This window comes from Paenibacillus sp. Y916 (assembly GCF_056786435.1).
Window position 1 is genome coordinate 76,948 of the sequence record NZ_JBXCJA010000003.1, and the last position, 11,716, is coordinate 88,663.

Below are 11,716 nucleotides of genomic sequence, written 5' to 3' on the forward strand. Positions count from 1 at the left end.
GAGGGACCCGCTTTGAAATTTGTCGCGCCGAATAACACGGTTTTTGAAGAGCTTCTCGGTCAAGATGTTCTGATTATTCTTGACGCCACCCAGCTGAATATTTTGGGGCAGACCTTCCGCTCAATCTTCAGCGGCAGACTTGCCGAAGTTTTTGTAGGCTCGATTCTATTGGATCCCGCCATCATCAAAATGCAAAACGCACCTTTCTTCCGTTTTCCGACACCACTTATGTTTCCTATCGAGCATATCGTGAGTATCCTGCCGTTCGATCCAGAACGCAGGATACCATTGATTTAGTAGGGGGAGAGACAATATGGAAGAATTATCAACAGGATCAACCGATGCCAACGAAACACGCCAGCGAGGTGTCGTGGAGCAATTCGTGTTGAATATCGGAACGAAGGTGCTGATCTTTACGGAAACCTATCCGTTCTTCATCGTCGGATTACTCGTGAACGTGGAATCAGACTTTGCCTACATTGTCGTAGAGCTGAACAATATCAACGAATTAGACGGTACAGTGATTCGGACTCATATCGACGAGATTTATGTGTTTTATTTCGAAACGGAAGGCGTTCCTATACCATCGATACAAATTTAGTCGAGGGGAGAGATAATCCTATGCTGCGAAGCTATCACATCGTGGCCATTCCGATTCGGATCGTGGTGAACAATTTCGGAGATCATGACCCCGATGGTATTATGTACATACTGAAGGAGAATGAAGCGCACGTTAGAGGGCTGGTCGCGAAAAATCCGTTTACACCTGTCGATCTCGTGCAACCACTGATCATTCGAGCCACTATTGGCGATGAGGTCGAGATCTGTTTCGAGAACCAGCTGCCTTTTAATACGTCGATGCATATCCAGAACGCAGAATACGATGTACGGACATCTGACGGCGCCTTTGTCGGGAATAATCCAGATACGACCGTAGCTCCATGTGAGAGGATCACGTACAGATGGCATGTGCTCATTGAGGGTATTCATTATTTCAGCGATCTGGGGAATACATTGTCCAGCGAGTCGGGAACGCAGGTTCATGGCTTATTCGGGGCGCTGATCGTGCAGCCTCGCGGCTCATGGTGGACCGATCCGGTTACGGGAAAGCCGATCGACAGCGGTGTATTTGCGGACATACATAATCCGTTCCTTCCTTCATTCCGCGAATACGCTTGGTTCTTCCATGACGAGATGGAAGTCGACGATATGACCGGCGACAAACCAATTGATCCTCACACGTTGCAACCATCCGCAACTCACGCCGTCAACTACCGGGCAGAACCAATGCGTAACCGGTCTCGCCTCATCCAGGAGGGGGTCGTCTCTCCAGATCTCGAAGGTGAAGAGGTCCATCATGATTCTTGGGTATTCGGCGATCCTACGACTCCTATTCTTAAGGCGTACGTCGGTGACCCCGTTAAAATCCGGTTAATTCATGGCGGAACGAAGGAGACCCACGTATTCCATTACCATGTCCATCAATGGCTGTTCGAGCCGAGCGACATCGACTCCGAGACCCTCGATTCACAGGCGATCTCGCCGCAAAATTATTATACGGTATCGCCGGCATACGGTGCGGGAAGCCTTCAAGGCGCATTCGGTGACGTCATTATCCATTGTCATCTGTACCCGCATTTCGAGGAGGGAATGTGGGGGATGCAGCGAATATTCAACACGCTGCAGGACGGAAGCCAGTGCTATCCGAATGGAGAGCCGATTCAAGCGCTCAAGCCGCTTCTGGGCCGCCCGATGCCGGCTTTGCCTACGCCCGCCCGACCGGGCTTCCCGAATTTCATTCCTGGCATTGTCGGCTGCAAGGCACCAAGGCCGCCCCTCGGTATAATCGGGGGAAGGGAATCCACTCAGCTTGAAATCAATCAATTTGCGCCTAATGCTGTACCGGGAGCGGTTTTTGTCAATCCCTGCATCGTCGGCGTAACGCCTGAGCGTCATTATGAAATTGCGCTCATTCAAATGAAGATTGTATATAACGAGCATGGATGGCATGATCCGGAAGGACGCCTGTATGTGTTGCTGGAGGACGTCGAGGATGTGCTGGCGGGACGGAAGCTTCCGGAGCCGCTCGTCATTCGCGCGAACGCAGGCGAGTGCATACATTTAGAGTTTACGAATCTGCTCCCGGAGACGATTGGCGGCAACGCATTTCAGCTTGTGACCCGCACTTACGAAGCCGGAATGCACGTACACTTCGTGAAATTCGATCCGCTCGTGGCCGATGGAGCGAATGTCGGTTGGAACTATGACTCCGGCGTACTGCCAGGTCAGACGATCCGCTATCAGTGGTTTGCGGACGCGGAGCTGAAGGCCACCTTCTGGCATGACCATCTGTTCGCGAATTCGAATCAGCTGCATGGTGTATTTGCCGGCATCAATATTGAGCCCCGTGGATCCCGTCATCTCTCGCCGGTTACGGGAGAAGAGATCCGCTCCGGTACTCAGGCTATGATCGTACAGCCCTTTATCCCGGACTTCAGGGAATTTAATTTGTTCGTGCATGATTTTGCACTGTTATTCGATAAAGACGGCCAGCCTCTCAATCCGGCTAATTTCCCCAGCTCCCATGAGGACCCTGGGGTAATGGGTGTGAACTACCGCAATGAACCCATTCAATTCCGGCTGAATCAGCCGGGCTTCGATCCGGCATATGTCTTCAGCTCGTGGTTGCACGGCGATCCGGTTACGCCGCTGATGCAGACCTATAACGGTGATTCGGTGCGTATTCGGCTTCTCGATGGTGCACATGAAGAATCCCACTCCTTCAATTTGCACCGGCAGCGATGGAACCGAGAACGTCCGGATATCGACTCTGACTTGGTGCAGCAGATGCACATCGGTATTTCGGAGTCGTTTACGTTGGAGTTCGAGGTGGAGGGTGAAGGCGACTTCGATATGCTCTACCATTACGGTTCGTTGGACGATATTTGGCTTGGTAACTGGGGCATCATGCGTTCCTTCGGCTCGAGAGTGCCCCATCTACTGCCGCTACCGGATCGGCCAGCACCGCCGCCGCGCAACGATCCGTTGCCGAAGATGACCTGCAAGGCACCGCCGAAAGCTATTCCGAAGAGCAACCCGGGACCGCCGGGCGCACCGGTTCGTTCCTATGACGTAACGGCGCTTCAAACGCCGATTGTCTACAACAAGTTCGGTGACCATGATCCAGACGGCTTGATTTTCGCGTTGACACGTGACGTTCGTAATATCCGGAAGGGGCAGATCAACCCCGAGCCGTTAGTTCTTCGCGCCAACGTCGGCGAGGTCATCGAAGTGACACTGCATAACCGGCTGAAGAAGGATACTCAACCTCTCGGCTTTGGGTATCCGGCCGTTGCGGTGGAGGTTCCATTCAAAGCTTCAAATCGAATATCGCTGCACGCGCAGCTGTTGGTGTATGACGTTAGGGACGCCGATGGGGCGACCGTCGGATTCAATTTGGATCAAACGATCGGCCCGGGCGAGCGCTATACGTATCGTTGGTATATCGACAAACAGTTAGGCGCAGTGAACCTGGTCGATATGGCGGATATCCGGCATCACCGCCATCATGGCGCCTTCGGTATTCTCATTACAGAACCGAGAGGCTCGAAATATGTGAACTCCTTGACGGGTCAGCCTGAGGTAAATGCGAGTCAGGCTGTCGTGATCAATCCGTTCGGCTCGTTCCGCGAGTTCGCCCTCATCATGCATGACGGTGTTCGTTTGCTTGACAAGGATGGTAATTTAATCGTCGATCCGGAGCCGCCTCTGCTCGATTCGCCGGAGCCTGGTGAAGTGGAGGATTTCGAGGACCAAGGCTCGCGGGGCTTTAATTACCGCGCGGAACGGTTCAAGAACCGTCTGGCCAACGTGTTGGATATCGCCAAGGTGTTCAGCAGCAAGGTGCATGGCGATCCGTCCACCCCGTTGTTCCTTGCGCATGTCGGCGATCCTGTGGTCATTCGTTTTGTCTTTACGTCAGATCGTCCTCGCACCCATACGTTTGTATTGCACGGTCATACATGGCTCCGAAGTGATGACGACGTGAATTCCCAGGCGGTCTCAACGCAGGGGCAGAACACGGTCGGCTCGTCGGACGATTTCCTCCTCCTTTACGGAGCTGGTGGTTTCTTCGGAAGACCGGGTGATTATATGTACCGATCGGGCAATATCCGCTGGGACATCGAGCTGGGATTATGGGGGATTTTCAGAGTACTGAAGCCGGGCGACCGGACGATCGTTTCGCTTCAAAAGCTTATCGATCGCTACTGATCCCCACATGTAAAAGCAGACCCACGATGTGATCGGTGTTCGATCAAATCGTGGGTTCCCTTTCATTTACCTGATTTTTTGGGGAGGATGAACAGGAGAGGAGAGAGCGAATTCAGCAAACGGACATCATGAATGCAAGAGATCGCGTGGGTTAGAATATCTGTTTGGTTTCGTGCGCTATTTAATGCAACTAGCCGACCTTCCTTTACTCTGACCAGGGAACTTCCGGATTCTTGTTTCGTGCGAACCTGAAACACCGTGCCTTCCCACGTTTTTAAGTAGCTTTCCAAGGAGGGTTCGAAGAACTGACGGAGCAAATCATTACGCTTGTTCACGGTCCGGCCGAATTCTATTGTCAGTTGCTTGCGAAGGCGTTGGTCGAATACCGCGTGCTGGTGAGTGGAAGATAGATTGGGCAATCCGAGCGGTATATTCGCCGAAGTAATGACAGAGAACGGTAGCCAGTAACGATGAATCAAGCGAGAGATGATGACAAAATCTCGGCCGACGACTTCCACCTTGCCTATCGTTTCGATCGTCTCACCACAATGTTGCCAGGAGACCGCAACCTGTTGAAACCGTTTGTGTTTGAAAAATTTAAGTAAAATCATTTCGTTCTTCTTTGCCGGCATAGCCTCGCTTAAACGCTGCAGATTTAGTCCATGCAGATAATCCTGTCTAACTTTTAATTCATGGAGCGGGAGCGTACTCGTCGGAGACGTGTATTTGGACTCTTCTCGTGGTTTCATGATCAGATCACCTCCCTTTATCTTATGATCTTTACAGCTTCGTTTATTTCCGTGCCGGCCGAATGGAATAAATATATTTCTAAGGTTATATATTAGAAATATAAAAGGGAGGGAAGCGTGATGACGGACGTAGGGGCGCTGCTATTACTGGCAGCTATTTTGTTAGTAGGGGTAATTTCCTACCTGTATTTATATAAGGCGAGAAGACTGATCAGCTACCATCTGGGCATGAATATCGCGATGACGGCGAGCGGCGTCTCGGGACTCGCGATCGGAGCGGTACTGAGTACATGGCTGTCCCACGACATGTCCACCCTGGTCATCATTGGGACGACATGCACGGCCATTGTGATAGGTATCATTTTTGGCTCACTTGTCGATTACCAAACCATCGTCAGCGGAGTGACAAGCGGCGTCATGTCCGGCTTAATGGGACCCATGTTGGGAATGCACCTAAGTGATCCGGGTACCATTGCCGTTTTCTGCTCAATACTGGCTTGTATGTCTTTTTTCATGCTGTGCTTATCCGTTAGAGCATAACGCCGAAGGAGGTACGTTAATGAGGGTTAAAGCGAATGCATCGGGTAGCTCTAGAACGGGTATCTGCATCATAATGGTTCTCCTTGCCATTACGCTCGTTCTGGCGGGATGTCAAAAGGGAGAGACAAATCATAGCGAGCATGAGCATCATGATTCTGTGCAGAAATAAGGATACGCTTATTATTCTCACGGATAAACTAAACCGGAAAAAACACGTCAACTAAGACGTGTTCTCGTCTGCTTTGTCTCGCGTGATGACTTAGCTGCAGCATGGACATCTGTCCAGACGATGGTCAACGTAACAGATTCGAAGGTGAAGAATTAATCTGGATACTCTCTCATGATCTTAACGTGGAGCCGCAATCGGTTCCGCGTTTTTTATGATTGACTCCCTTTCGAAACATCGCTATTGACATAGAGTAAACTCTAGACATTATAATGAAAACAACTTGTGATTAGGAGGATTTATAAATGAAAACAATATTTATTACAGGTGCATCTACAGGGTTAGGGAAAGCGACAGCCGTGCATTTCGCAGAACAAGGGTGGAACGTCGTAGCAACTATGCGATCCCCGGAAAAAGAAACCGAACTTATTAAGTATAATAATGTTCTTGTGACTCCTATGGACGTCCAGCAGCCAGAAAGCATCCATTGTGCTATAAGTGAAGCCGTAGAACGCTTCGGACAAATAGACGTACTTATAAACAATGCAGGATATGGAGCAGTGGGAGTTTTTGAAGCAGCTACCGAAAAACAAATTCACAACCAGTTTGACGTAAACGTTTTTGGATTAATGCGAGTGACGAAAGCCCTATTACCACATTTTAGAGCAAATCAGAAAGGCATGATTGTTAACATTTCTTCTCAAGGCGGAAGAATCACGTTCCCTTTAACCTCTTTATACCATGCAACTAAGTTTGCCGTAGAGGGCTTCTCCGAATCGCTGTCCTACGAACTGGCTTCCCAGAATATTCAGGTTAAATTAATCGAGCCGGGCATTGTAAAAACTCCGTGGTACAGCTCCGCCGAAAGATTGCACGATGAATTGCTGTCAGACTATAATGATTTCTCCGAATCTTTCAATCAGGGGTTTGAGAAATTCACCCAGAAAAATGCTCACCTACAAGCCACAGCAGAAATGGTCGCTCAAACCATTTTTAGAGCAGTAACGGACGAAAGTGATCAATTAAGGTATCCCGCTGGCCAAGATGCTGAGGAAATATTGAAGTTTCGCGAACAATTAAAAGACGAGGAGTTTAAAGCGTACGTATACAGCCAAGTTCTTGGTTAAAGGGGCGGTCTTATTAATTACTCGATTGGCAAGGTTGCAGAAGAAACCGGTCTGTCTATTCATACCTTACGATATTATGAAAAAGAGGGGATTTTTCCTCCTATAAAACGTAACGAATTCGGCACAAGAGTCTTTGACGAGGATGACATGGAATGGCTTAAGTTCGCTCTCTGTCTCCGGGACACCGGGATGACCATTGAAGAAATGAAGACTTTTGCACAATTAACCCTCCAAGGCGATGGAACAATCCCAAAACGTGTCGATCTACTGAATCGGCAAAAGGAGAGGGTATCGAACCAAGTCAACCAATTAATGACATATGCATCTATGATTGAACACAAGCTTGAAAAGTATGGTGAGAAGTTCTGAAGAAAGTTGTGAATCATTGTGAAGAATAAAATTAAACCTGATCGGACAAAAGTAAAGCTTTTGTCCGATCAGGTTTTCGTTTTTAAATCAGCAGACTGAACATTTTCTAGACCTGGACAGAGGCTTTTTGTTTATAGCCGATTACAATAATAATAAATTGAATATCTAGATAATCATCTGTATGTAATAGATACAAAGACTAAATTAAAAACAAAAGGAGACCAAGATAAATCTTAATTAACGACATTTCAAACTGTCAGCAAGCTCAAAGTGGTGTAATAGCCAAAGATTGCGAGGCATCCATTAATGGATACCAATCGCCGGAAGCGTTCGCACGGGCGTTCAAGAATCTCCATGGGATCATTCCGATATCTGCGCGCAGATATACTTGGGAACGAATCACTTTTAAAACCGATGAACTACCTTCCGCCTTAAGTAGAAGATTAACTGACCTGAGCAGAGGGGCGAATAATGATTTCATTCACCGAGGCCCATTCCGGTTGCTCGATGGCATAGCAGATCGCTTTAGCGATGTCTTGGGGCTGTAAAGGCTGAGTGGTTCCACGGGTGCTCCACTTGATGTTGTTGACCCGTAGCGTGGCTACGGGTCTTCTTGAATTTAGGAAATGTTATTTCACACTTTGGGGGGATTTATCTCGCAGGACTGTATTCTTCATCGAGAAATTGCTGCACAGCCTTGAAGACCTGTAATCTGTTCTTCTCAAGCATGACCATATGCGTTCCTTCTCCGATTTCGACCCAACGCCGATAGGGAGCGCCTGTTATTTCGGAGAATAACTCTTTTGCCAATTCGATCGGAACATCGATGTCCCATTCTGCATGAACCAAAAGGACCGGAACCTTGATATCTTTGGGTTCATAGAACTTTTTGCTTGCGCCCCAATATTCGCGTACATCTTGTATGGGACCGTTAGTGGCTTGGATACTCGGGGGGGTCCGCATCTTGCTAGTGGGGTCAGAAGAAAGTGTCGCTTCTGACCACTTCTCGAACCAGCCTTCTGGGAGGAGATTGTCTCTCTTATGTTCCGGAGCAGCGCCTAACCATCTTGCCTTCATATGACCGGTCGGAACGAAGCGATACGCTCCAATCTGACCGCCGGGATCAAGTGGAATTGGCTCCGAGCTTATCCATTGCGGTGCGACTAGTGTAAGCTTATTCACCTTATCATTATGCATGCTGGTGTAAGCGGCTGCTACGGTCCCGCCCCAGGACATCCCGAACACATTGATTTTGGACAGTTTCTTTCGCTTCAAGATAAAGTCAACTGCAGTACCAAAATCTCGAACGGCTGTTTCGGTTCGGACGAGCGGAGGATTGTGATCAGCAGGCTGCTCCATCTCGGGTGGGCGAGTCGATCCACCATAACCGCGTACGTTCACGGCATACACATCATAACCATGACTGGCGAGGAAATCCAAGAAGGTAAAGCCGTCGAGTTCGACATCAAATAGACTTTCGATTGGATAGGTTGCACCATGTACGATCAATATTGTCCGTTCCGCGGTAAAGCTTTCACTGGAAGCCAAGCGTTTATTTCTAACCAGCAGTTCAATGCCCGGTGTATCGCTTTGAATTCTAAAGTCTTCCTTCACAATGAATCGCTCGTTTAATAATAGATTTGTATTCATGTTATTACTCATAACGCCATTTGAAGCCGTCTGCATCTCGACTCACATAACCTGCTGAAGTGCCAGGAAAATGCGTTCCAAAATAAAGGGCTTTGCGATCCGCTGCATAGGCAAGCGCCCAAAGCCGCGACTCACGTGCTTGTTCGTCGAATTCACAGAAGCAAGAGTTCCATTCCGGACGATATACCTGGATCGGATGATGCAAGACATCGGAGGCGAAGAAGGCTTCTTCCCCACGTGATGTTATACTGATCGACATTTGACCGATGCTATGGCCCGCCGATGGGATGAATTTGATTCCTTCAATAAAGTCTCCGCCCTCTGGTCCGATGAATTCGGCTAATCCCGCCTGGATAATCGGTAAAACACTTTCCTCGTAGGCATTAATGCTTACCTGGTTTGCCTCGTTATGGCTTTCCGAACTACCGAAGAATTGTTCCTCTATCCTCGGCATAATGTATTTGGCATTCGGGAAGGTCGGAACCCATTTGCCGTCAACTAGCTTAGTGTTCCAGCCGACGTGATCATAATGGAGATGCGTCAGCAAGACGTAATCCACTTCCTCGGGGGTTACGCCAGCTTCCTCCAACCATTGGAGATAGGGAAGCTGAAGATTAGAAAGACCCGGATTATTGGGCAAGTTTTTATCATTTCCAGTAGACGTATCTATTAAAATCGTATGCTCGGGAGTTTTCACGATCCAATTTCCGATCGTAATGATGACATGTTCTAGATCTTCATCCATGCTTCCTTTAAGCAACCAGTCTTTATGCTGTTCTAAGAAGGACGGATCCCAATCAGGAATAAGGTCCTTCGCCGTATATCCGTTTGTTTCCAATTCATTTATGCGTCTGACTGTGATATCTCCCACTTTATAGATCTTTGAGCCTAGTGCCATAATTGTTTCTCTCCCACTATAATTTATTTATCGGATATTATGTCTTTGCAGGAAGAGACATGATGCTTGTTTCTCTCCCTAGAGCGTAAATTACGCTAGCAACGAATACTACCCAGATAGGTCTGGAAAATTTTCTTTCAAAGGTGTTCTGTCTGAAGACCATGCTTACTAGCCCCGGGAGCTAGCTTTACATCAACCTTGATATAAATACTAATGCAATCATGTTCACAAATCAACGTTTTTAGAACGTAATTCTGCCCCACTTCAAATGCTTGTAAAAGCACAGATTGTGACATATAATAACGATATTATTTCGCTGTCAGCGTAAAAAATAGCAAAGGGGAGAAAAATCTACATGAATTCAATAGGCAATTCCATCCGTAAAGTAAGAAAAGAGAAAAAATTAACTCTCCATGACGTGTCCGAAGCAGCTTCAATCTCGCTATCGTTTCTCAGCGAGATTGAGCGGGATAAGGCTAATCCTTCCATGAGCGTATTAAAGCGGATCGGCAATGCATTGCAAATCAATTTCAGGGATTTATTAGCAAATGACGAACGAAGCCTTGTCATAAGAAAAAACGAACGAAAGCCTCTTGTTCAATCCGAAGGATCCAGGATTACCTGGTTTACGCTTAGTCAGGGAAACAGCAACAAAATGGGTCCGCTTTATGGGGTACTTGAAGAAGGTGGTACTTCTGGGGAGATCAGTGTCGGTCACAGTGAAGGGGAAGAATTTACATTTGTAGTTTCAGGCAAATTGGAGATTATTGTTGGTAATGATCGCTATGTTCTAGAGGAAGGAGATAGCATTTACTATGATGCTACCCTCCCTCATCGCTATAAAAATATTTGGAAAGGCGAAACCATTCTTCTTTCCGTTGCGACTCCCCCGTTCTAATAAAGGGTATATATTTTTCATCTAATTCGTTTACAGATTAATGGCGGCCATGAGGCCGCTATTTGTTTTTGCCGATAGACCCGTTAAGGTGAACCGTATCACAAGTGACGGAGGAAAAATACTTTAACTATTTTGTAATTGGGATTACAAAAATCATTGAATTATTATATTAAAATATAATTTGCCGGCTAGAGTCAGGGAGCCGTAATTAATGTAATCAAATACCTGTCTTTTTGAGAAATCTAATGATTAATTTTGTCCGTCTAGCGGCGATCGTGTCACCAAAAGTTCATAAATGTGGGGGGAAGTAAAGTGATAAAAATAAAAAGACTGAAATTATTCATTGTACTTATGCTTGTAATGACGTTGTTTGCAGTTCCTGTTGCTCAGGCGACTTCGCTCGGCCAAGTGGCTGAGATTTCTATTATCGTTAATGATAGCCTAATCCCGAGTGACGTTGAACCCGTTGTCCATAGAGGAACCATGCTTATGCCGTTGAGGGTCCTTGAAGACTCGCTTGGTGTGTCTCTTAACTGGAACAGTTCTACACAAACAATAGTAGCTTTTAAAGGAGATGCATCGGGTACGCTGATTATCGGCAACCCGACCGCCAGCACTAAAGTCGGTGATGTAGAGGAGAAGGTCACGCTAGATCAACCTGCTAAAATCATTCAGAACCGGGTTATGGTACCGGTACGTTTTATTGCCGAATTATTCGGTGCAGAAGTAGAATGGAATTCCACCGCGAAAACCATCTCCATCAGTACGCAGCTATCGGTTGTCCAAGAATCGCAGGATTCTAAAGTCAATGGAGTCAAGGGTGATAAAGGCGATACCGGAGCGACTGGGCCAGCGGGAGCACAAGGCCCATCAGGACCGGCGGGATCACAAGGAGGTTCAGGGTCAGCAGGAGTACAAGGCGCAGCAGGCCCTGCGGGATCGCAAGGAGATCCAGGACTAGCGGGAGTACAAGGCGCAGCAGGCCCAGCGGGATCGCAAGGAGATCCAGGACTAGCGGGAGTACAAGGCGCAGCAGGCCCAGCGGGA

Annotated in this window: 12 protein-coding genes and 1 pseudogene; 10 read left to right on the top strand and 3 right to left on the bottom strand. The window is 47.7% G+C overall.

What is annotated here, in order from left to right:
• Positions 1-12: 12 nt before the first annotated feature.
• From AC1TO9_RS08430 to AC1TO9_RS08440, 3 genes are read left to right on the top strand one after another with little or no spacing between them, the layout of a single operon-like run.
• Entirely contained in the window at positions 13-297 is a 285-nt protein-coding gene (locus tag AC1TO9_RS08430; RefSeq protein ID WP_482058873.1) for a hypothetical protein, read from the top strand.
• A gap of 16 nt (positions 298-313) precedes the next feature.
• Complete coding sequence (locus AC1TO9_RS08435; protein ID WP_482058874.1) at positions 314-601, top strand: hypothetical protein; 288 nt, start codon at positions 314-316, stop codon at positions 599-601.
• A gap of 20 nt (positions 602-621) precedes the next feature.
• The gene (locus AC1TO9_RS08440; RefSeq protein ID WP_482055749.1) at positions 622-4,272 is read left to right on the top strand and encodes a multicopper oxidase domain-containing protein; all 3,651 of its coding nucleotides are present in this window, start codon (positions 622-624) and stop codon (positions 4,270-4,272) included.
• Positions 4,273-4,334: 62 nt separating this feature from the next.
• On the opposite strand, the gene AC1TO9_RS08445 is transcribed toward AC1TO9_RS08440, so the two are convergent.
• The gene (locus AC1TO9_RS08445; RefSeq protein WP_482055750.1) at positions 4,335-5,021 is read right to left on the bottom strand and encodes a hypothetical protein; all 687 of its coding nucleotides are present in this window, start codon (positions 5,019-5,021) and stop codon (positions 4,335-4,337) included.
• Positions 5,022-5,141: 120 nt separating this feature from the next.
• Between AC1TO9_RS08445 and AC1TO9_RS08450 the strand changes: the two genes are divergently transcribed.
• From AC1TO9_RS08450 to AC1TO9_RS08470, 5 genes and pseudogenes are all read left to right on the top strand, one after another.
• Positions 5,142-5,561: a hypothetical protein gene (locus AC1TO9_RS08450; RefSeq protein WP_482055751.1), complete on the top strand. Its 420-nt coding sequence runs from the start codon at positions 5,142-5,144 to the stop codon at positions 5,559-5,561.
• Positions 5,562-5,580: 19 nt separating this feature from the next.
• Positions 5,581-5,730 carry a hypothetical protein gene (locus tag AC1TO9_RS08455; protein WP_482055752.1) on the top strand — a complete coding sequence of 50 codons (150 nt, stop codon included), beginning with the start codon at positions 5,581-5,583 and terminating at the stop codon, positions 5,728-5,730.
• A gap of 302 nt (positions 5,731-6,032) precedes the next feature.
• On the top strand, positions 6,033-6,854 hold the full coding sequence (locus tag AC1TO9_RS08460; RefSeq protein WP_482058875.1) for an SDR family oxidoreductase: 822 nt from the start codon (positions 6,033-6,035) through the stop codon (positions 6,852-6,854).
• Positions 6,855-6,878: 24 nt separating this feature from the next.
• Positions 6,879-7,223 (top strand): MerR family transcriptional regulator, encoded by a 345-nt coding sequence (locus tag AC1TO9_RS08465; RefSeq protein ID WP_482059139.1) that lies wholly within the window; start codon positions 6,879-6,881, stop codon positions 7,221-7,223.
• 308 nt (positions 7,224-7,531) lie between these two features.
• Positions 7,532-7,603 (top strand): annotated as a pseudogene (locus tag AC1TO9_RS08470) (AraC family transcriptional regulator); the annotation flags it as partial.
• 271 nt (positions 7,604-7,874) lie between these two features.
• Here AC1TO9_RS08470 and AC1TO9_RS08475 read toward each other — a convergent pair.
• Positions 7,875-8,885, bottom strand: coding sequence for an alpha/beta hydrolase (locus AC1TO9_RS08475; RefSeq protein ID WP_482058876.1), 1,011 nt, complete (start codon positions 8,883-8,885; stop codon positions 7,875-7,877).
• Positions 8,878-9,771, bottom strand: coding sequence for an MBL fold metallo-hydrolase (locus tag AC1TO9_RS08480; RefSeq protein ID WP_482058877.1), 894 nt, complete (start codon positions 9,769-9,771; stop codon positions 8,878-8,880). The genes AC1TO9_RS08475 and AC1TO9_RS08480 overlap by 8 nt, the downstream gene beginning before the upstream one ends.
• Positions 9,772-10,126: 355 nt before the next feature.
• On the opposite strand from AC1TO9_RS08480, the gene AC1TO9_RS08485 reads away from it, so the two are divergent.
• Both AC1TO9_RS08485 and AC1TO9_RS08490 read left to right on the top strand, forming a co-directional pair.
• A complete protein-coding gene (locus tag AC1TO9_RS08485) occupies positions 10,127-10,669 on the top strand; it encodes a helix-turn-helix domain-containing protein (RefSeq protein WP_482058878.1) in 543 nt (180 codons plus the stop codon).
• 312 nt (positions 10,670-10,981) lie between these two features.
• Positions 10,982-11,716: copper amine oxidase N-terminal domain-containing protein (locus AC1TO9_RS08490; protein ID WP_482058879.1), on the top strand; the 735-nt coding region annotated here is incomplete at its 3' end.

Coding starts and splice junctions, on each gene's coding strand:
- AC1TO9_RS08475 (WP_482058876.1), bottom strand. CDS start 8,885: ATGAGTAATAACATGAATACAAATCTATTATTAAACGAGCGATTCATT.
- AC1TO9_RS08440 (WP_482055749.1), top strand. CDS start 622: ATGCTGCGAAGCTATCACATCGTGGCCATTCCGATTCGGATCGTGGTG.
- AC1TO9_RS08485 (WP_482058878.1), top strand. CDS start 10,127: ATGAATTCAATAGGCAATTCCATCCGTAAAGTAAGAAAAGAGAAAAAA.
- AC1TO9_RS08450 (WP_482055751.1), top strand. CDS start 5,142: ATGACGGACGTAGGGGCGCTGCTATTACTGGCAGCTATTTTGTTAGTA.
- AC1TO9_RS08460 (WP_482058875.1), top strand. CDS start 6,033: ATGAAAACAATATTTATTACAGGTGCATCTACAGGGTTAGGGAAAGCG.
- AC1TO9_RS08435 (WP_482058874.1), top strand. CDS start 314: ATGGAAGAATTATCAACAGGATCAACCGATGCCAACGAAACACGCCAG.
- AC1TO9_RS08445 (WP_482055750.1), bottom strand. CDS start 5,021: ATGAAACCACGAGAAGAGTCCAAATACACGTCTCCGACGAGTACGCTC.
- AC1TO9_RS08480 (WP_482058877.1), bottom strand. CDS start 9,771: ATGGCACTAGGCTCAAAGATCTATAAAGTGGGAGATATCACAGTCAGA.
- AC1TO9_RS08455 (WP_482055752.1), top strand. CDS start 5,581: ATGAGGGTTAAAGCGAATGCATCGGGTAGCTCTAGAACGGGTATCTGC.